The 18615-nt window shown below is 75.8% G+C and carries 17 protein-coding genes and 2 pseudogenes; 10 read left to right on the top strand and 9 right to left on the bottom strand.

The genetic code is table 11. The features are described 5' to 3' along the window. Window positions 1–11: 11 nt before the first annotated feature. Complete coding sequence (locus tag ASG76_RS05230; protein WP_056600855.1) at window positions 12–998, bottom strand: Acg family FMN-binding oxidoreductase; 987 nt, start codon at window positions 996–998, stop codon at window positions 12–14. 210 nt (window positions 999–1208) lie between these two features. On the opposite strand from ASG76_RS05230, the gene ASG76_RS05225 reads away from it, so the two are divergent. The 3 genes from ASG76_RS05225 to ASG76_RS19845 all read left to right on the top strand — a co-directional run bounded on the left by ASG76_RS05225 (window position 1209) and on the right by ASG76_RS19845 (window position 3541). After that, a complete protein-coding gene (locus tag ASG76_RS05225) occupies window positions 1209–2816 on the top strand; it encodes a GAF domain-containing protein (RefSeq protein WP_157558955.1) in 1608 nt (535 codons plus the stop codon). Between the two features lie 81 nt (window positions 2817–2897). After that, window positions 2898–3452 carry a response regulator transcription factor gene (locus ASG76_RS05220; protein ID WP_321164075.1) on the top strand — a complete coding sequence of 185 codons (555 nt, stop codon included), beginning with the start codon at window positions 2898–2900 and terminating at the stop codon, window positions 3450–3452. Continuing rightward, window positions 3449–3541, top strand: coding sequence for a hypothetical protein (locus tag ASG76_RS19845; protein ID WP_414858313.1), 93 nt, complete (start codon window positions 3449–3451; stop codon window positions 3539–3541). Before ASG76_RS05220 ends, ASG76_RS19845 begins: the two co-directional genes overlap by 4 nt. Here ASG76_RS19845 and ASG76_RS05215 read toward each other — a convergent pair. Next, window positions 3538–5007: a DUF4389 domain-containing protein gene (locus ASG76_RS05215; protein WP_056601043.1), complete on the bottom strand. Its 1470-nt coding sequence runs from the start codon at window positions 5005–5007 to the stop codon at window positions 3538–3540. The two genes, ASG76_RS19845 and ASG76_RS05215, sit on opposite strands and share 4 nt — an antisense overlap. A 336-nt stretch (window positions 5008–5343) precedes the next feature. Here ASG76_RS05215 and ASG76_RS19025 point away from each other — a divergent pair, with 336 nt between their 5' ends. The 5 genes and pseudogenes from ASG76_RS19025 to ASG76_RS19555 all read left to right on the top strand — a co-directional run bounded on the left by ASG76_RS19025 (window position 5344) and on the right by ASG76_RS19555 (window position 8374). After that, window positions 5344–5496 (top strand): hypothetical protein, encoded by a 153-nt coding sequence (locus tag ASG76_RS19025; RefSeq protein WP_157558954.1) that lies wholly within the window; start codon window positions 5344–5346, stop codon window positions 5494–5496. Between the two features lie 28 nt (window positions 5497–5524). Then, window positions 5525–5806, top strand: coding sequence for a hypothetical protein (locus ASG76_RS05210; protein ID WP_056600850.1), 282 nt, complete (start codon window positions 5525–5527; stop codon window positions 5804–5806). Beyond that, window positions 5796–7352 (top strand): annotated as a pseudogene (locus tag ASG76_RS05205) (cation-translocating P-type ATPase); the annotation flags it as partial. The gene ASG76_RS05210 and the pseudogene ASG76_RS05205, both read left to right, overlap by 11 nt. Before the next feature lie 209 nt (window positions 7353–7561). Next, a pseudogene (locus ASG76_RS19840) lies at window positions 7562–7774 on the top strand (hypothetical protein); the annotation flags it as partial. Window positions 7775–7789: 15 nt separating this feature from the next. Then, entirely contained in the window at window positions 7790–8374 is a 585-nt protein-coding gene (locus tag ASG76_RS19555; protein ID WP_162254084.1) for a cation transporting ATPase C-terminal domain-containing protein, read from the top strand. On the opposite strand, the gene ASG76_RS05200 is transcribed toward ASG76_RS19555, so the two are convergent. From ASG76_RS05200 to ASG76_RS05175, 6 genes are read right to left on the bottom strand one after another with little or no spacing between them, the layout of a single operon-like run. Continuing rightward, entirely contained in the window at window positions 8334–8582 is a 249-nt protein-coding gene (locus tag ASG76_RS05200; protein WP_056600844.1) for a DUF1918 domain-containing protein, read from the bottom strand. The two genes, ASG76_RS19555 and ASG76_RS05200, sit on opposite strands and share 41 nt — an antisense overlap. Next, a complete protein-coding gene (locus tag ASG76_RS05195; protein ID WP_056600842.1) occupies window positions 8579–10687 on the bottom strand; it encodes a glycogen debranching N-terminal domain-containing protein in 2109 nt (702 codons plus the stop codon). Before ASG76_RS05195 ends, ASG76_RS05200 begins: the two co-directional genes overlap by 4 nt. Then, window positions 10684–11793, bottom strand: a complete 1110-nt coding sequence (locus ASG76_RS05190; RefSeq protein WP_082587263.1) for a glycosyltransferase — start codon at window positions 11791–11793, stop codon at window positions 10684–10686. The genes ASG76_RS05195 and ASG76_RS05190 overlap by 4 nt, the downstream gene beginning before the upstream one ends. Further along, entirely contained in the window at window positions 11790–12014 is a 225-nt protein-coding gene (locus ASG76_RS05185) for a hypothetical protein (protein ID WP_056600840.1), read from the bottom strand. Before ASG76_RS05185 ends, ASG76_RS05190 begins: the two co-directional genes overlap by 4 nt. A gap of 11 nt (window positions 12015–12025) precedes the next feature. Next, window positions 12026–12769: a universal stress protein gene (locus tag ASG76_RS05180; RefSeq protein ID WP_056600838.1), complete on the bottom strand. Its 744-nt coding sequence runs from the start codon at window positions 12767–12769 to the stop codon at window positions 12026–12028. After that, complete coding sequence (locus tag ASG76_RS05175; protein ID WP_056600836.1) at window positions 12766–15717, bottom strand: glycoside hydrolase family 65 protein; 2952 nt, start codon at window positions 15715–15717, stop codon at window positions 12766–12768. Before ASG76_RS05175 ends, ASG76_RS05180 begins: the two co-directional genes overlap by 4 nt. Window positions 15718–16076: 359 nt before the next feature. Between ASG76_RS05175 and ASG76_RS05170 the strand changes: the two genes are divergently transcribed. Continuing rightward, window positions 16077–16799: a response regulator gene (locus tag ASG76_RS05170; protein WP_056600834.1), complete on the top strand. Its 723-nt coding sequence runs from the start codon at window positions 16077–16079 to the stop codon at window positions 16797–16799. 4 nt (window positions 16800–16803) lie between these two features. Here ASG76_RS05170 and ASG76_RS05165 read toward each other — a convergent pair whose 3' ends face one another. Further along, on the bottom strand, window positions 16804–17829 hold the full coding sequence (locus tag ASG76_RS05165) for a class I fructose-bisphosphate aldolase (RefSeq protein ID WP_056600833.1): 1026 nt from the start codon (window positions 17827–17829) through the stop codon (window positions 16804–16806). 202 nt (window positions 17830–18031) lie between these two features. On the opposite strand from ASG76_RS05165, the gene ASG76_RS05160 reads away from it, so the two are divergent. Then, on the top strand, window positions 18032–18610 hold the full coding sequence (locus tag ASG76_RS05160; protein WP_056600830.1) for a hypothetical protein: 579 nt from the start codon (window positions 18032–18034) through the stop codon (window positions 18608–18610). Window positions 18611–18615 lie beyond the last annotated feature (5 nt).

The following is an 18615-nucleotide window of genomic DNA, read 5'->3' as shown; positions in this document are numbered from 1 at the left end:
GCCGAGCAGGCTCAGGGGAGCTCCAGCACCTCGGCGAGCGGACGGCGGGGCGTGCGGACGAGGTCGCTCCGACCTATGGCCTGCCACCCCACCCGCGTCAGCAGGAGGGGGTGGCCCAGGCCCGCCAGGACCTGCGTGCGGAAGGACGCGCGGGTGGTCTCGTCCTCGACGACCTGGGACAGCGGGACCACGGACAGCCCGCCGGCGGTCGCGGCGAGCCACATCGCGCTCAGGCCCTCGCCCGCCCGCAGCCAGCTCGCGCGGTCGTCGTCACGTCCGCACAGCACCACCAGGCCGTCGGCCAGCTGCACGTCCTGGCCCTCGAGGTCGGTGTCGGGCACGTCCTCGAAGCGGGTGCGGTGGGCTCCGGCGGCCACCTCCGAGCCCGTGAGCGCACCCGTCGGCACGCCGTCCACCGCGCTCCGGTCCAGCCAGTCCCGCTGCTCCGCCACGGCGGCGGGCCGGCGCGCCTGCCGGTCGGCGGCCTCCAGGATGAGGCGCTCGGCGCGGAAGCGCTGCGAGGTGTCGGTCAGGGCCACTGCGGTCGTGCCCCACTCTCCCGCGACCGCGGCCAGCCGCTGGACCCGCTCGTCGGGGACGGGCCAGGAGGTGAACCGGCGCCGGTCGGTGCAGCGCTGCTCCACCGTGTCGAGGAGCTCGCTGCCCCCCGGAGCGGGCACGCCGGGAGCCAGCACGAGGCGCGCGAGGAGGTCCGGCCGGTCGGGGTCGGGGTGGCGGGTGACGACCGGGGGCCAGCCCAGCGCGGTGGCCACGACCTGCGCGTGGTGCAGCGCCGCCCCGCAGCTGATGACCATGTTGCGACCCGCCGGGTCGGTCGCGGCCAGGCGTCGACGCGGGTCGGCCAGCAGGTCCAGGGTCCGGTCTGTGGCGCGCCACCGCCACGGCTGCGTGTTGTGCACGCTCGGCGCTCGGGTCGCGCCCTCGACGATGCGGTGCAGCACCGCGAGCGGCAGGGTGCGGGTGCGGGTGCGGGACATGGCTCTCCTCCATGCGGGTCGGGGGTGCCGCACGATCCTGCGCCCCTCACGACGTCCGGACCAGAGTCCATGGTCCCGGCCGGACGTCCCACTGAATGGGGACGGCGGCCCGCGCGCATTCCCAAGGCCCGGGGCAGCCACTACCGTCAGGTGAGTCTTGGCTCGTGAGGGGAGGGCAGGGCCGTGGAGGGGGTCGACGACCGTGAGCGCATGCAGCACGTGCTCGAGGCCGTGGTGGCGATCACCTCGGAGCTGTCGCTCGACGGCGTCCTCGACCGGATCCTGACCGCAGCGCGGACCCTGGTCGGAGCACGGTACGCCGCACTGGGGGTGCCGAGCGACGACCCGGACCGGCGGCTGCGGACCTTCGTGCACCAGGGCATGGACGCCGACACCGTCGGCCGCATCGGCGACCTGCCGGCCGGGCACGGGCTGCTCGGGCTGCTCGTCGACGACCCGCGCCCGATCCGGCTGCGCGACCTCTCCGCCCACCCGGCGGCGTACGGCTTCCCCGAGCACCACCCCCCGATGCGGTCGTTCATCGGTGTGCCCGTGGCCACCAGCGACCGCGTCTTCGGCAACCTCTACCTGACCGAGAAGGAGGGGGGACGCGAGTTCACCGAGGAGGACGAGGCGGTCGTGGTGGCGCTCGCGGCGGCCGCCGGGGTCGCGCTGGAGCACGTCGAGCTCTACGAGGACGCCGGGCGGCGCCAGGCGTGGCTGACCGCCACCGCCGAGATCATCGCGCTCCTCGCCGACGACACCTCGGTCGACCGCGCGCTGCACGCGGTGGCGGACCGGGCCCGCGCGCTGTCGGGCGCCGACGTGGCGTGGGTGGTGACCGGCGCCGATCCCCAGGCCCTGCACCTCGAGACGGTGTCCGGGGCGCCGACCGACCTGGGGGCGATGCGTCGGCTGCGCATGGACGAGTCCCTGGCCAGCATCGTCCTCCGCACCGGTGAGGCGCTCGCCGTGGATGACCTGGCCAGCGATCCCCGCGCCGTCGACCCGTCGTCCATGGAGGGCTGGCCGCGGCTGGGCCCGGTGATCGTCCTGCCGCTGAGGTCCAGCAAGGGTGTGGAGGGCGTGCTGTCGCTCGCGTGGACGCCCGAGCACGTCGGCGACTACCGCCGCGTCGACCCGGCCCTGCCGGCGAGCTTCGCCGAGCAGGCGACGCTCGCCCTCCAGCTGGCCCGCGTCAGGGACGACCGGCAGCGCCTCTCGCTGCTCGAGGAGCGCGACCGGATCGGGCGCGACCTGCACGACCTGGTGATCCAGCGCCTCTTCGCCGTCGGCCTGGGGCTCCAGAGTGCAGCGAGGCTGGCACCCGACGGCGAGCTGGCCGAGCGCCTCCAGCGTGGCATCGACGACATCGACGACACCATCAAGGACATCCGGCGCACGATCTTCGCCCTCGGCACGCTCGACACGGCCAGCGACGTGCAGAGCGAGATCGAGGGGTTGGTGGACCGGGCGGGCACGGTGATGAAGCTGCGGCCCAGGCTGCGCATCGACGGTCCGCTGCGCACCGTGGTCACCGACGACCTGGCTCCCGACCTGCTGGCCGTGCTGAGCGAGGCGCTGACCAACGTCGCGCGGCACGCCCACGCATCGGCGGTCGACGTGCACCTCACGGTGGGAGCCGACGAGGTGGAGCTGGTCGTCGCCGACGACGGCCGCGGCATGGCGCCCGGCGTCCGGGAGAGCGGACTGCGCAACATGCGCGCGCGGGCCGAGCGGCACGGGGGCGCGCTCGCGGTGGGTCCGGCCGACGGCGGCGGCACGGCAGTCAGGTGGCGCGTCCCGGTCGCGTGGTGAGCCCGCGCCTGGGACGAAGGTCCCGACAGCCGTGGACCCAGGACCCCACCCTTGCGCCGCGGCGCGCGACAGCATGTGGGCATGAGCCGCGACCCGATCCGTGTCTACCTGCTCGACGACCACGAGATCGTGCGACGCGGGATCCGCGAGCTGCTCGAGGCCGACGGCGACATCGTGGTCGTCGGGGAGTCGGGCTCGGCGCTCGAGGCGGCCCGGCGGATCCCGGCGCTGCGGCCCGACGTCGCGATCCTCGACGGCCGGCTGCCCGACGGCTCGGGTGTCGACGTGTGCCGCGAGGTCCGCTCGGTCGACCCGGGCATCAAGGGCCTCATCCTGACCTCGTACGACGACGACGAGGCGCTGTTCGCCGCGATCATGGCCGGGGCGTCGGGATACCTGCTCAAGCAGGTCCGCGGCAACGACTTCGTGGCCGGCGTGCGGCGTGTGGCGTCCGGGCAGTCCCTGCTCGACCCCGCGCTGACGGCCCAGGTGCTGGAGCGGATCCGCAACGGCCCCCGGGAGGACGAGGACCTGCACGGCCTCACGCCCCAGGAGCGGCGGATCCTGCAGCTGGTCGGCGAGGGCCTGCCAATCGCGAGGTCGCGCGCCGGATGTTCTTGTCGGAGAAGACGGTGAAGAACTACGTCTCCTCCGTGCTCGCCAAGCTCGGGCTGACCAGCCGGACGCAGGCCGCGGTCTTCGCGGCGCGCCACCAGGCGGGCTAGCCGGTCGTCCGGCGAGCCGCACGCGTCGGCACGACCACCAGCGCGACGCCGGCCGCGAGGGTGGCTGCGGCGAGGAGCAGCAGCACCGCGATGGCGGTGTCGAGCACCGGCACCTCCGCGCCGGCGCGCACGTCGGCCTCGACGGGAGCGCTCGCGTCGGCCGACATGAGCACGACGGTCCAGTCGCCGTCCTCGACGCTCCAGGTCAGCCGGGGCCGGGTGCCGGTGTCGGAGGCCGCCCAGATCGACGCCTCACCGGGCGGCGTCGCCGGCCGGCCACCGCCGGACTCGTCGTAGACCGGCGTGCCGTTGCGCACCTCGAGCACCCGGGCGTGGCGTACGCCGTCGAGGTAGGCCGCCACGTCGCGGGCGCGGGCGATGCCCACGAAGAGCCGCTCGCCCGGTGGGGCCGACGCGACGACCTCGACGTCGCCCAGGATGCGGTCGGGCCACCACCCGGTCCCGCCGGTGGTGCCGGTGTGCACCTCGAGGTCGCTGGAGGTGAGGGCGAAGGCGTCGGTGGAGAAGCTGCGGGTCGGGCCGGTGAGGAACCCCTGCGCGTCGCGTCCGAGGCCGTCGGCCACGGCGAGGGTCGCCCCCGTGCCGCCGAGGCCGCAGGACATCACCACGAGCAGCGCCCCCACCACGACGGCGGTGACCCGGCCGGTCGTCCACCCGCGACGACCGGGGCGGGCGTAGGGCTCGTGCGGCTCGGTGGCAGGCGCGGGGGCGACCGGCGCGGGCGGGTGCACCGCCACGCCCCCCGGTGCGGGGTCGTGGGGCCCCTGGTCGAGCCGGAAGGGCGGGTAGCGGTCGGTCATCAGGGCGGCGTAGGCGGCCACCCGGAGCACCCACCGGTCCACGCCGAGCAGCAGGTCGAAGAGGGGCCGGGGGTAGCGGCCGGTGACCAGCAGCACCACGCCGGCCACCAGCACAAGGATCCCCACCAGACTGACGGTGACGACGGGGTCGTCGTCGGCGCCGCTGACGCCGTAGCCGATGCCGCCGACGAAGAGCGCGAGCACGAGGTAGTGCGGCAGCGCCAGCAGCCACCACTTCACGAGGGCGAGGCCGCGCGAGAGGTGCTCGGGGTGGTCCACCGACAGGTGGGCGGGGTAGTCGGGCACCTCGGCGAGCGTGAACGGCGGGTAGCGGTCGGTGCCGAGGGCGCCGTAGGCGTAGAACGACACCCGCCAGCTCCACCGCATCACGCCCACGTTGAAGTCGAAGAGGGGTCGCGGGTAGTGCCCGGTCAGCACGATCGCGACGAACGCGACGAGCGTGACCACGGCGAAGGCCACCCAGAGGAAGGCCAGCACGACGTAATGGGGGATCGCGAGCAGCCACTTGACCAGCCACAGGCCCCGGCTCACGTCGGGGTCGAGCTCGGCGTCGACGTGGACGGGGTAGGCGTCGGGCTGCGGGTCGGGGGCCGGCGCGGCCGGCGCGACGGTGCTGGCGTTCATGCGTGCCTCGCTCACATGGGGGAGGAGTCCTCACTCCACCTTCCTCCGCCTGCGAGCGCGCCCACAGGGCCGTTCGGGCCGGATCGTGGCGCCGGTCGTCCCGGGTGCGGGCTCGTGCCTCCTCGGGCCCAGCGTCCCGAAGGACTCGGGACCTTGGTCGGTGGTGCCGCCGCGCAGTATCGGGTGGAGTGGGAGTCGCATCAGGGGATCAGCCCGGGTGCCCCGTCCACCGGACCGTCGCAGCCGTACGCCGCGCTGCGCCCTCCCGGCACAGGGGGTGGACGACGGGGCACCCGGGCTCTGGTGCAAGAAGCGCCAGCGACAGGAGTGACAGCGATGACCACCAGCCTCCACGCCGACGAGCACCGCGAGGGGCTCGTGGACGACACCCGCCCGGCCCGGACCGAGCCCGACGCGCCCGCGCCTGCGTCGTACGCCGTGCAGGTGCCGATCGCCCGCTCGAGCGTGTCAGCCCTCGGCGAGGAGTAGCGGTGGTCCGCACGGGGGAGGCGGCACGATGACGCACGCCGCGAAGATGGCCAGCCAGTCGATCCAGGACGCCGCCGCGCGCCTGGTGGCCGAGCGCCGCGACCTGCCGCCCGGATCGGTGCTGAGGTGCTTCTGCCGGTCGGTGCGCATCGCTCTGTTGCGCGGGTGCCCTCCGGCGCAGGTCGCGTCCGAGGCGGAGCGCATGACCCGCGAGCTCCTGGCGCGCCGCCCCCAGGGCGGGTCGCGCCAGCACGTGCTCGGCCAGCGGGCGACGGGGCCACGCGTGCCCGTGCCCCGACGTGCCTCCTGACACCTCAGCAGGGCTCCCCCGTGCGGGGCCACGGGGCAGGGGAGGGCTGACGTCGGCCCAGGCCGAGGCCAGGCTGCGCGAGGTGGGGCCCAACCACCCGCCGGCGCCGCAGCGGCGCAGCACCGCGGGCCGCGTCGGCGACCAGCTGCGCGACCCCATGATCCTGCTGCTGCAGGGGGCGGCGGTGCTCAGCGCGGTGCTGCGGGACTGGTCGAGCACCGCGATCATCGCGACCGTCGTCGTGTTCAACACCACCGTCGGCGTGCTGCAGCAGCATCGCGCGGACCGGGTGATGGCCGAGCTCGGCCGGCTCTCGGCCCCGACGGCGCTCGTGCGTCGTGACGGGGTGCTCGCCACGGTGCCGGCGAGCCAGCTCGTGCCCGGCGACGAGGTGGTGCTCGCGAGCGGCGACGTGCTGCCGGCCGACGGGGTGGTGGTCGAGGCCCACGACCTCGAGGTCGACGAGTCGCCGGTGACGGGGGAGTCGCTGCCGGTCCCGAGGCGGGAGGACGAGGAGGTGCTGGCGGCGACGCGGGTCACCCGCGGCCGCGCTGTCGTCGTGCTGACCCGCACCGGTGCCGCGAGCAGCCTGGGCCGGATCGCCTCGCTGATCGTCGGGGTCGGCGCGCGGCCCACGCCCCTGCAGCGCCGCCTGACCCGGCTGAGCCGGCTGCTCGTCGTCCTCGTGGTGGCCCTCACGGTCGTGGTGGTGGGCCTCGGTGTCGCGCAGGGACGCCCGTGGGGCGAGATGGTCCTGGTGGGCCTCAGCCTGACGGTGGCGGCCGTGCCCGAGTCGCTGCCCGCGGTCGTGACGATCGCGCTCGCGCTCGGTGCGCACCGCATGGCGCAGCGCCACGTCGTCGTACGCTCCCTGCCGGCGGTGGAGACGCTCGGCTCGGTCACGGTCGTGGCCACCGACAAGACCGGCACCATCACCGAGGGCCGGATGTCGGCGCAGGTCCTCTGGGTGGCCGGTGAGCGTCTCGAGGTCGCCGGGTCCGGCTACGCCCCCACGGGCGAGGTGCGTGCCGCGGACGGCGCGCCGCCCCCGGACCCGGTCGCGCTGGGCCGGCTGCTGCGTGACGTGGTGCTGTGCAACGACGCCGACCTGGTGCGCGACGAAGACGGGGAGTGGTCGGTCGTCGGCGACACCCTCGAGGGGGCGCTGCTGGCGCTGGCCGGCCGCGGCGGCGTCGACGCCGACACCGTCCGGTCGCAGTGGCCGCGCACCGGCGAGGACCCCTTCGACCACGCAACCCGCGCGATGACCAGCCGCCACCGCAGTGCCGACGGGCAGACGTTGTGGGTGCGCAAGGGGGCGCCCGAGGTGGTGCTCCGCGCGGTCGGCGGGTCGCAAGGCCCGCCGGAGCAGGTGCTGGCGGTGGCCACCGCCCTGGCGGGCGCCGGGCTGCGGGTCATCGCGGCGGCCGACAGCGCCGACGGCCGGGCCTGGCGGCTCGTCGGGCTCGTCGGCATCGGCGACGCCCCGCGGGCCGCGGCTCGCGACGTGGTCGCGACGCTGAGGCGCGCCGGGATCCGGCTGGTCCTGGTCACCGGCGACCACGCCGGGACCGCAGGTGCCGTCGCCGAGCAGGTGGGGATCACCGGACCGGGGGCGGCGGTGCCCGTCGAGGGGCACGAGCTCGCTGCGGTGCCGCCTGCCCAGCGCCGTGCGCTGACGGTCGTGGCCCGGGTCGTGCCCGAACAAAGGTGCACGTCGTGGAGTGGCTGCAGGAGGCGGGCGAAGTGGTCGCGATGCTCGGCGACGGGGTCAACGACGCCCCGGCGCTGCGTCGCGCCGACATCGGCGTCGCCGCCGGGCGCAGTGGCTCGGAGGTCGCGAAGGAGGCTGCCGACCTCGTGCTCACCGACGACGAGCTGGGCTCGGTGGTCGCGGCCGTGGAGGAGGGGCGCCGCATCTACTCCAACATCCGCGCCTTCCTGCTCTACGCCGTGTCGGGCGGCCTGGCCGAGGTGGGCGTCATGGTGGCCGGCAACCTGGTCGGCCTCGCGGTCCCGCTGCTGCCCGGGCAGATCCTCTGGATCAACCTGCTCACCCACGGGCTCGTGGGCGTGGCGTTCGGCTCGGAGCCGATCGACTCCCGGGAGATGACCCTGCCACCGCGACCGCCGACCGAGCCGGTCTTCACCCGGCCCGCGCTCGTGCGGCTGGCCTGGGTGACGCTCGCGCTGGTCGCCGCCGCCCTCGCCGCGGGTGCGCTCACGTCGGGCGCCGACGACGTACGCCGCACCGCGATCTTCGCCTCGCTGGGCGTCGGTCAGCTCGGTGTCGCGCTGGCCCTGCGCGCGCGGCGTGGCCGGCGGGTGGGCGCGGAGCGCGGCGGGCACGGCGTGGACCTGGCCGTGCTCGGGGCGCTGGTGCTGCTCGCCGCCGCGGTGTGGGTCCCGCCGCTGCGCGCCCTCGTGCACACGACCGCGCTCGACCTGCGCACCACCCTGGTGGCGCTGGCCGCCGGCGTCGTCCCGGGGTGCGTCCTGCAGCTGTCGAGGGGTCGCGTCGACGAGGTCAGCTCGTTGCGTCGGTCGGGCTCGCCTCCTGGTGGTTGAAGTGCTGGACGAAGGCGTCCGCACCGGGGTAGACGAGCGCCTCGTGCCCGGTGTCGGACCACCGCACCGTGTAGGGCGGGGTGCCGTCGGGGTGGCGCACCTCGAGGATCTCGGCGTCGCGCGCCGGTCCTCGCAGGCTCTGGATGACGAGACGGTCGCCGGCCGTCGCGTGGAGCGATCCGTCGCTCCCGCGCGGGTTCGTGCTCATGCTGCTCCTCCTTGTCCGGACGTCGCGCCGGCGCGGGTGCGCCAGCCCCGGTCGTCCACGTCGATGTCGTACGAGGTGCCGCGGCACCTCACGCGGGCCAGGTGCAGCGGCAGGAGCCGGTCGGGCACCGCGGGGTCGCACTCCAGCCCGGAGGTCCCCGCGCGCAGCCCCAGCAGGGCGCTGAGCAGCAGGAAGGGGGCGGCCGAGGCCCAGGCCTGCGGGGAGCAGGCGGCGGGGTAGGGCACCGGGGCCGGCTCGTCGGCGCGGTCGAACCCCGAGAACAGCTCGGGCAGCCTGCCGCCGAACGCGGCGGCCGCGTCCAGCAGGCCGAGGGCCACCATGCCTGCCTCGTCGTCGAAGCCGTAGCGACGCAGCCCGGCCACGCACAGGGCGGTGTCGTGGGGCCAGACCGACCCGTTGTGGTAGCTCATCGGGTCGAAGGCACCCATGCCGGAGGCCAGGGTGCGGATGCCGAAGCCGGTCCACATCTCCGCCGAGGTGAGCCGGGCGGCGACCTCGCCGGCGTGCTCGTCGCTGACGATGCCGGTCCACAGGCAGTGACCGACGGACGACGTCAGCGCGTCGACCGGTCGCTTGTCGCGGTCGAGCCCGGCGGCGTACCACCCGCGCTCGGGCAGCCAGAAGGCGCGGTCGAAGGCGCTGCGCAGCTCGGCCGCGCGGGCGCGCCAGAGCGATGCGGTGCCCGCGTCGGCCCGGGCGTCGGCGAGCTCTGCGCGGGCGAGGTAGGCGGCGTAGGCGTAGCCCTGCACCTCGGCCAGCGCGACCGGCGCCCGGGCGAGGGTGCCGTCCGCGTGGTTGACCCCGTCCCACGAGTCCTTCCAGCCCTGGTTGACCAGGCCGTGGTCGGTGGCCCGCTCGTGCTCGACGAAGCCGTCGCCGTCCGGGTCACCGGGGCCGCGCACCCACTCCAGCGCGCGGTCCGCGAGCGCGACGAGCTCGGGGCCCACGCGCTCGGGTGCCCATCGCGCGACCTCGCCGACCGCCATCACGAACAGGGGGGTGGCGTCCACGCTGCCGTAGTAGGCGTTGCCGCCGCCGACCAGCGACGTCCCGGCCGGGCCGAAGCGGAGCTCGTGCGGGACCCGGCCCGGCTGCTCCTCCGACGCCGCGTCGTCACGCACGCCCATCCGCGCGCCGAGCGAGGCGAGCGTGCCGACGGCCAGGCTGGTGTCCACGGGCGCGAGCATGAGCGAGGTCAGCAGCGCGTCGCGCCCGAACAGCGCCATGAACCAGGGCGCGCCGGCCGCGATGACCGGGTCGCCCGGCCGGTCGGGGTCGAAGATCCGCAAGGTGGCGAGGTCGTCGATGCTGCGTGCGAGGGCGTCGGTGAGGTCGCGGTCGGCCGTGGTCAGCCGGGGCGTCCCGGCCCGGAAGCGGCGGGTGCGCCGCGCGGGCTCGGTGTGCTCGGCCGGCACCCCGGGCGCGTGGTGGGGCACGAGCGCCCGTCCGCGCACGGTCGGGACGACCTGCACGGTCGTGGACCAGCTGCCGTGGGCCGCGAGCTCCACGCTCCAACGCAGCACCTCGCCCTCGCCGCACTCGTCGTCGCTCGTCAGCACCGTCACCGCGTAGTCCGCGCCGTCGCGGACCGCGTGGAGCACCAGGCCCGCGGCCGTACGCCGCGCGAGCGCCGGCTTTGCCGGCGTGGTTCCCTCCTTCACCTCGAACAGGTCACCGAAGTCGGCGGCGACGTCCAGCTCGAGGTCGACGCGGGTGGACCACCCGCGCGTGTTGCGCAGCGTCAGGTCCTCGCGCATCCCGTCGCCGACGAACCGCTCGCGCACCACCAGCACGTCGCTCGGTCGAGCCTCGTGGGACGAATGCGGAGCCGGCGCGGGGGACAGCAGCACGAAGCGGGCGCCGAAGGCGTCGTCCTGGTGCACCCGCAGCGCGTCGAGCCGGCGCCCGGGCAGCGCGAGGTGCCAGGTGTGGAGGACCCTCGTGTCGCGCACGAACAGCCCGCTGGCGCGCTGCACGCCGAGGTTGCCGTGGTCGTCGCTGATGCAGAACGTGGTGCCCTCCATGAGGGTGACCTCCCCGCCGGTCCGCGCCGGGGCCGCAGCCAGCGTCCAGGGCGAGGTCACGGGGTGGAACCGGTCGGGCGGGGCGTCGCCCCGGAGGCGACCGCGCGCTGCGGCAGGCGGCGTACGGTGCCGCTGCGCGGCTGCGGGACGACGGGCCGGGCCAGGACGCGCTCGTAGAGCTGCTCGTGGTCGCGGGCCATGCGCGCGAGCGAGAACCGCGCCTCGGCCTCGTGCCGGCACGCACGCCGGTCGAGGAGCGGCACCGCTCCGACCGCGGTGACCCCGGACGCGACGTCGTCGAAGAACCACCCCGTCCGCCCGGGCGAGACGATCTCGGGAGCAGCGCCCTCGGGCCGGACGAGCACCGGGGTGCCGGCGGCCAGCGACTCGGGCATCACCAGGCCGAAGGGCTCGGGCCACCGGATCGGGTTGAGCAGCGCCGCAGCCCCGCCCACGACCTCCACCCGCTCGTCCAGGCCGAGCTCCTGCACCTCGTGGCACCGCCCGAGCAGGGGACGCACCACGGCCTCGAAGTAGGCGCGCTCGTCGCCGTCGCGCATCCGGGAGACGATCCGCAACGCGCGCCCGGACCGCTGCGCGATGCGGACGGCGTCGGCCACTCCCTTGTCCGGCGACATCCGACCGACGAAGACCAGGTCGTCGCCACCGGGGCCGACCCGGTGGCGCTGCAGGTCGATGCCGTGGTGGATGACCGCGGCCACCGGCACGTCCCCCGCGCGCCGGGCGTGGTCGTGGGAGATGGCCACCACGCTCGCGGTGCGCGCCACGGCACGGTAGACGCGGCGGCTCACCTCGGTGAACGTGCCGTGGTTGGTGGCCACGACGGGAGGCGTCGCGAAGCCCGCGGCGGCGGCCACCAGCGGGCCGAGCACGGTGTGGTCGTGCACCACGTCGACGTCGCGCAGCGCGTCGTACGCCGCCAGCACGTGGGCGGCCTCGAGGAGGGACTGGCCGAGCGGCTCGACCGCGTGCGGGAAGAGCGAGCGCTGCGCAACCGGGCACGCCGACTCGCCCACCGTGAACAGCACCACCTCGTGACCGCGCTCGCGCAGCCCCCGGGCGAGGTTGTCGATCACCGACTCCGTGCCGCCGTAGAGCGGGGGAGGGACCGGGATCCAGGGCGGTGCGACCAGGCCGATCCTCACGGCGACGACCTCGGTCGCGGCATCGCGACGACCGGTTCCGGCTGCTCGGCCGGGAGGAGGGCGCCCAGCTCCGAGACCCACGTGCGGCGGCATCCCGGGCACAGGAACACCAGCCCCTGCTCGCCGCACACGGGCCGCAGGTCCGAGGACCGGCAGGCCGGGCACGCGTGCGGGGGTGCGAGCGCCGCGTCGAGGTCGAGGTCGATCGAGTGGTGACCCATGTCTCCCAGAATCACCGGCTCCCGGGGTCCGGCGGGAGGGCGGAAGGTCCCGCGTCCGGCTCGGGCGGGGTCCCGGGACCCGCGCGGACCAGCAGCACGGGCACCGAGGCGCCGACCAGGGCGTGTCGCACGACGTCGGCGTGGCCCGGGCTCAGGTCCTGGCCCCAGGCCACCAGGACGAGGTCGGCGCGCGCCCGGTCGAGGGTGGACAGCACCTCGACGACCGGCCTGCCGCGCCGGAGGTCGAGGCGTACGCCGCCGAGCTGGTGCCGGCGCAGGAACTCCTCGGTGAAGGCGAGGTGGGAGTGGCCCGCGTGGTCCCAGAAGGCCGGCGCGGTCGAGGTGTCGAACACGTGCACCGCGGCGACGTCCGCGCCGGCGTCGAGCAGGGAGCGGGCGAGCGGTCCGACGGCCGCGGCGGTGGCCGGGGTGCCGTCGAGGGGCACGACCACCCGGGCGACGGACCGCATCGCGCCGACGACGCCGCGGGCCAGGACCAGCACCGGCACCGGCGCCCGGGTGACGACCTGCCAGACCACGGGGTGGTCGCCGTGGGCGCTGAGCACGCCGCCCGCGACGCCGTCGGCGGCGAGCGCGTGGAGGACGTCCGCGGCCGGGTCGTCCGGCCCCGGCGCCAGGAGCGCGGTGTCGGTGCCCAGGCGCTCGCCCAGCGCCCGCGCCGCCGCGAGCACCTGCTCGTCCGGGCCGTGACCGCCGTGCTCGACGACGGCGATCCAGCGCTCGGTGGCGCTCATGGCGTGCTCCTCTCGTCGGCGAGGTCCTCGGGAGCTCGCTCGAAGGTGACCCGGCTCCCGGTGCCCGCCTGCAGCCGGCACCCCGCCCCGAGGCGTACGACGAGCGGCGCGGAGGCGTCGACGACGAGCCGGGGTGGCTCCACCCGGACGACCACGTCGGCGCCCAGGCACCGCAACCGCACCTGGAGCGTGGGCCACGCGTCGGGCAGCACGGGGTCGAGGTGGAGGCGCCCGTGCTCCACCTCGGCGCCGAGGAAGCCCTGCACGACGGCGGTCCAGGCGCCCGCCGCAGCCGCGACGTGGATGCCGGCCGCGGCGGTGCCCCCGATGTCGTCGAGGTCGATCGCGAGGGCGAGGTCGAGGAGCTCGAGCGCCCGCGAGGTCTCGCCGGCCCGGGCGTGGAGCGCGGCCATCACGGCCGGCGACAGCGACGACCCGTGGGCGGTGCGGGGGCCGTAGCGGGCCAGGCACGGGCGCAGCGAGCCCGGCGCGACCTCGCCCGGCACGAGGTGGTGCGCCATCAGCACGTCGGGCTGCTTCACCAGCTGGGAGCGCTCGACGCGCGCGCGGCCCAGCAGCACGTCCGCCGCGATCGGCGGCGGTCCGACGTCGGCCATCGTCAGTGGCTCGAGCGTGGAGTAGCCGCGGAACTGCTCGTAGGTGCCGGTGCCGGCGTCGTGGCCGTCGAGCAGCGCGTCGGCGAGGTCGGACCACGCGGCCCGCTCCGGCTCGGAGGCCGGCGCGTGCCGCGCGGCGTGGCGCAGGTTCCAGCGCGCCATCACGTTGGTGAACATGTCGTCGTCGACGTCCTCGTGGTACTCGTCCGGGCCGATCACCCCCAGCAGGTGCGCCGCGCCGTCGGGGGTCCGGACCGCCCGCGAGGCCCAGTAGCGCGCGGTGTCGCCCAGCAGCTCGCCCTCGGTCGGGGTGAGGCCGCCGCCGGGGCGGGTCCAGGCCGCGTGGCGCACCACCGCCCACGCCACGTCGGCGGTGATGTGCTCCTCCATCTCGCCGGTGCGGATGGTGACCGCCTCGGCCCCGACGAAGCCGGTGCGGGGCGTCACGTCGCGCCCGTCGTGCGCCGACTCCCACGGGAAGCGGGCACCCGCGCGACCCTCGGCGCGGGCCCGGTCCCGTGCCGCCGGGAGGCGCCGCAGGCGGTAGCGCACCATCGCCGCGGCGCTCGGCGGGTCGATCGTCACCAGCGCGGGCAGCACGAAGGCGTCGGCGTCCCAGAAGACGTGGCCGGCATACCCCGTGCCGGTGACCGAGCGGGCGCCCACCGCGAGCTCGCCGTCGCGCACCGCGAGGTTCCAGAGGTGGAACAGGGCGAAGCGCAGCCTCAGCTCGAGCCGCGGGTCGCTCGGGATGCTCACCCCCACGCGATCCCACCGCGCGGCCCACGCGGCGCGCTGGGCGGACAGGAGCCGCTCGAAGCCGAGCACGCAGGCACGGTCCAGCCCGCCGCTCGCGGCGCTGCGCGCAGGCGCCCGGTGGGCGTCGGCGCGGACCATGGTCAGCCGCTCCAGCGCCGAGGTGCCGAGGTCGCGGGCGCTGCGCTGGCGGGTGAGCGCACCGATCCCGCCCCCCGTCGCGGAGGTGACGAGGCTCCACGTGTCCGGCCCCTGCCCCGGCGGGCGCAGCCGGGCCTCGTCGGCCTCCACCCTCATGGCGAAGACGCCCGGCTCGGTGGCGCTCGCGAAGCGCGCGGAGCGCAGCGTCGCGCCGGGCCCGGTCTCCTCGCGGTGCAGCACACCGGTGCGCAGGTCGAGGGTGCGCACGTCGCGGCGCACCGGCTCGGTCAGCGACACGTCGGCGAGGTCCGGGCCCTCCAGCAGGCCGCTGGCCGGGTCGGCGCCGGCGTACACCCCGACGCTGGTCACCAGCGGCTGGCCCAGCACGGCCGTCTCCTCGGTCGAGCCGCGCCACCCGGTGCCGTCCGAGCCGAGGGTGAACAGGCTCTCGGTGACCCGGTGCCGGGCGGGGTCGACGCCCGGCTCGACCACGGTCCAGCGTGGGTCGTGGCAGACGTCGGGCACCCGCAGTCCCTCCGCGCGGTGGAGCTGCTCGTCCAGCAGCGCGAGCAGGACCGGCGGACCGCCACCCAGGAGGCGTACGCCGTCGGGCACCCCGTGCGGCTCCACGCCGACCGAGACCACCACCGGTGCCGGCGTGCCCCCGACCAGCATCCGCGCGTCGCTGCCCGGCAGCCCCGCGAGGTCGCCGAGCTCGTCGCCCACCACCAGCACCAAGCCCGTGCCGACGCCCACGCTCGCCAGGACCGCCAGCACCGACCGCATCGAGTCGCCCTTGTCGGTGGTGCCGATCTCGAGGTGCTTGGCGTCGGAGGTGATGCGGACGTCGAGGAGGCCGTGGGAGGCCGCGACGCGCCGCGCCAGCGTGGCCGTGTCGGCCAGCGAGCCGCAGCCGGTCGCGGCCAGCCGCCGGCCCAGCTCGTCGAGCACCTCGCCGAGGCGCGACTTGGGCGGGTCGCGCCACGCGGGGTCGGGCAGCAGGTCGATCTTGGTGCGGTTGAGGCGGTGCGCGACGACCGCCACGTCCAGGCCCCGCCGACGCAGCTCGTCGGCGACGTCGCGCGCGATGGCGTCGAGCTGCTGCCGCTCGTGCGGGTCCTCCTCGCGGCGGTGCAGCAGCACCGGCCCCGAGCGGGTGACCTCGAAGAGCTCCGAGCCCCGGTTGAGGGCGAGGAGGAGGCGGCCCGGGCCCGGCGGTCGCGCGCCGAGCTGCCCGTCCACGTTGGCGAGGTGGGTGCCGCTGACGACGGCCGTGTGCACACCGAGGGCCGACAGCCGCTCGACCCGCTCGCGCACCGGCGCCGCCGGCACGGAGCGGTCTGCGACAGCCGTGCCGTCCCAGTCGAGCACGACGGCCGCGACAGTGCGCCCCAGCAGCGGCGGCGGGGCGGGCGGGACGGCTGCCTCTGTCACCTTTCGAGCGTCCCCACCGCGCGGTCCGGTCGCCAGAGCACTACGTCCCGGGGCCCGGCTCGGCCCGGGCAGCGTCGGGACGGCTCGTGACGTTGGGCTCTGACCTGTGTCGGTGGCGCCGCCTAGCGTGCTGGACGGCACACGTCGTCGTCACCGGAGGTCCGCACGTGCTCAGCACCACCGCACACCACCCGTCCCGGAGCCCGTCCGACGCGCAGGTCTGGTCGCGCTGGCGCGCCCGCACCGCCCTGCGCGTGGCGCACCTGATCGCCGTCGTCGGCGAGGGGGGCCGTTCGGCCCGGGCAGACCAGTAGGGAAAGCCCGGTGCCATCGGCCCGGATCAGGCCTATGGTCGGGGTATGTCGGACGCCGATCCGCACGCCCCCGACGAGGAGCCGGTCACGGTCTTCCTCCTCGACGACCACGAGCTGGTCCGTCGGGGCATCCGGACGCTGCTGGAGAGCGAGGACGACATCGAGGTCGTCGGCGAGGCGGCGCTGGCCGCGGAGGCGGTCGCCCGGATCCCCGCCCTGCGTCCGACGGTGGCGGTCCTCGACAGCCGGCTGCCCGACGGCTCGGGGATCGAGGTGTGTCGCGAGGTCCGCTCGATCGACCCGGGCATCGCCGTGATCGTCCTGACCAGCTATGACGACGACGACGCGCTGTTCGCCGCGATCATGGCGGGCGCCTCGGGCTACGTGCTCAAGCAGGTGAGCGGCAGCGACCTGGTCGCGGCCGTGCGCCGGGTCGCCGCGGGCCAGTCGATGCTCGACCCGGCGGTGACCGCGCGCGTGCTCGCCCGGCTGCGCAACGGTCCCCGCCAGGACCCCCTCACCAAGCACCTGACGCCCAAGGAGGAGCAGATCCTGGGCCTGGTCGGTGAGGGCATGACCAACCGGCAGATCGCGGAGCGGCTCGTGCTGGCGGAGAAGACGGTGAAGAACTACGTGTCCATCCTGCTGGGCAAGCTGGGCGTGGAGAGCCGCACCCAGGCGGCGGTGCTGGCCGCACGGCGGCCCCAGGCGCACCAGGGAGCCCGGGGCTACGACAGCGGACGCGACGACGGGTGGAAGTCGAGCTGACCCCTCACGCGACCAGCGGCGGGGGTGAGGGCTCCAGCGCGGCCGACCAGCGACCGCGGCGGGCCAGCCCGTTCATCCGTGCGCGGTGCAGCAGCGCTGCCTGGGCGGCGTCGCGGTGGTCGTGGTGCCCGCCCCAGGCATCGAGGACCGGCGCCTGGAGCGCGCGACCGAACGAGAAGCTGAGCTGCCACGGCTGGTGGCCGCTCCTGTTGAGCGCGTCGAGGCGCGCGGTCGCCTCCTCCGCGCTCTGGCCCCCGGAGAGGAACACCAGGCCCGGCACCGACGCGGGCACGGTGTCGCGCAGCACGGCGAGCGTCGCGGCGGCGACCTCGTCGTCACCGACGACCTGGCCCGAGTCCGTGCCGGGCAGGACCATGTTGGGCTTCAGCAGGGTGCCCCCGAGGTCGACGCGGTGGCGGGCGAGCTGGTCGTAGACGGCGCGCAGCACCGCCGCAGTGACGAGCGCGCACCGCTCCAGGGAGTGGTCGCCGTCCATGAGCACCTCGGGCTCCACGACCGGCACCAGGCCCTGCTCCTGGGCGGCCGCGGCATAGCGCGCCAGCGCGTGAGCGTTGGCCGCGATGCAGGTCGACGAGGGCCGGCCCGCGCCGATGCGGATGACCGCGCGCCACTTGGCGAATCGCGCGCCGAGGGCGGCGTACTCCGCGAGCCGGTCGGACAGGCCGTCGAGGCCCTGGGCGACGCTCTCGTCGGGGAAGCGGGGGAGCGGGGCGAGGCCGGCGTCGACCTTGATGCCGGGGATGATGCCGGCGCGCAGCAGGCCCTGCGCGAAGGGCATGCCCGAGCTGCGCGTCTGCCGGATCGTCTCGTCGAAGAGGATGACGCCGCTGACGTGCTCCGAGAGCCGCGGCGTCGCCAGCAACAGCTCGCGGTAGTCCCGGCGCACCCGCTCGCTCGACTCCACACCGATGCGCGCCAGCCGCTTGGCCATCGTGGGGTGGCTCTCGTCGGCGGCCAGGATCCCCTTGCCCGGCGCGACCAGCGCCGCAGCTGTGGCGTGCAACGACATGACCGCCTCCTGTGGTGTGGCTGGATCCTCCCCAGCATGCGGTCGCGGCGACGCGCCCCGACACGGCCGTGGGTCCCGTGAGACCGGGACCTCGGGCCCCCGGGTCCCGGTCGATGGACTCTGGGGAGGCGTCGCCCGCACGCGCACCGTGGAGCCCAGAGGGATCGGGCGTCCGGTCCCGGCCCGGCACCGGGAGGCCCCCGTGGAGATCTACCGCTTCGTGTGGGGCGTGGTGGCCGTGGTCGCCACGGCCACCGCCCTGGTCTACGACGTCGCCACCGGCGGCCTGGCGCGCCTGGCGCTGATGGCCCCGGTCGTGGCGGTGTTCGGTGCGCTGCTCGGCTTCTCGATCGCCGAGGAGCGGCCCGACCGCTGGACGTGGACGCGGCGCGCAGCCGTGTGGACGGCACTGGCCGCGGTCGCCGCCGACGGCCTCGCCGCGACCGCGGGTGCCCTCGGGCTGCTGGCCGGCACGGTGCTGGTGCTGGTGTCGCCGCCGGCGATCGGCCTGGGCTGGCGCTGGGTCTTCGCGTGGTCGTCGCGCCGCTCGACCGGCCCCCCGGAGGTCATGGTCCGGCGTGACCTGCTGCGGCGCTGGGAGTGGACGACCGCCGAGGTGCGGCGCTCCACCACCCCCGTCGCGCGGCGGCTGGTGCTGGTCGAGGAGCGGCGCCAGCTGCTCGACGAGCTGCAGCGTCGCGACCCGGCGTACTTCGCCGAGTGGGTCGTCACGGCCGTGCCGGAGGGTCCCCTCGACCGGCGTCGTCTCCGCGATCGCTGAGGGGC

It is taken from the genome of Nocardioides sp. Soil774, from assembly GCF_001428125.1.
GTDB lineage: Bacteria > Actinomycetota > Actinomycetes > Propionibacteriales > Nocardioidaceae > Nocardioides.
The sequence above is the reverse complement of the archived record's forward strand: the minus strand, read 5'-3'. Positions and strand labels throughout refer to the sequence as shown.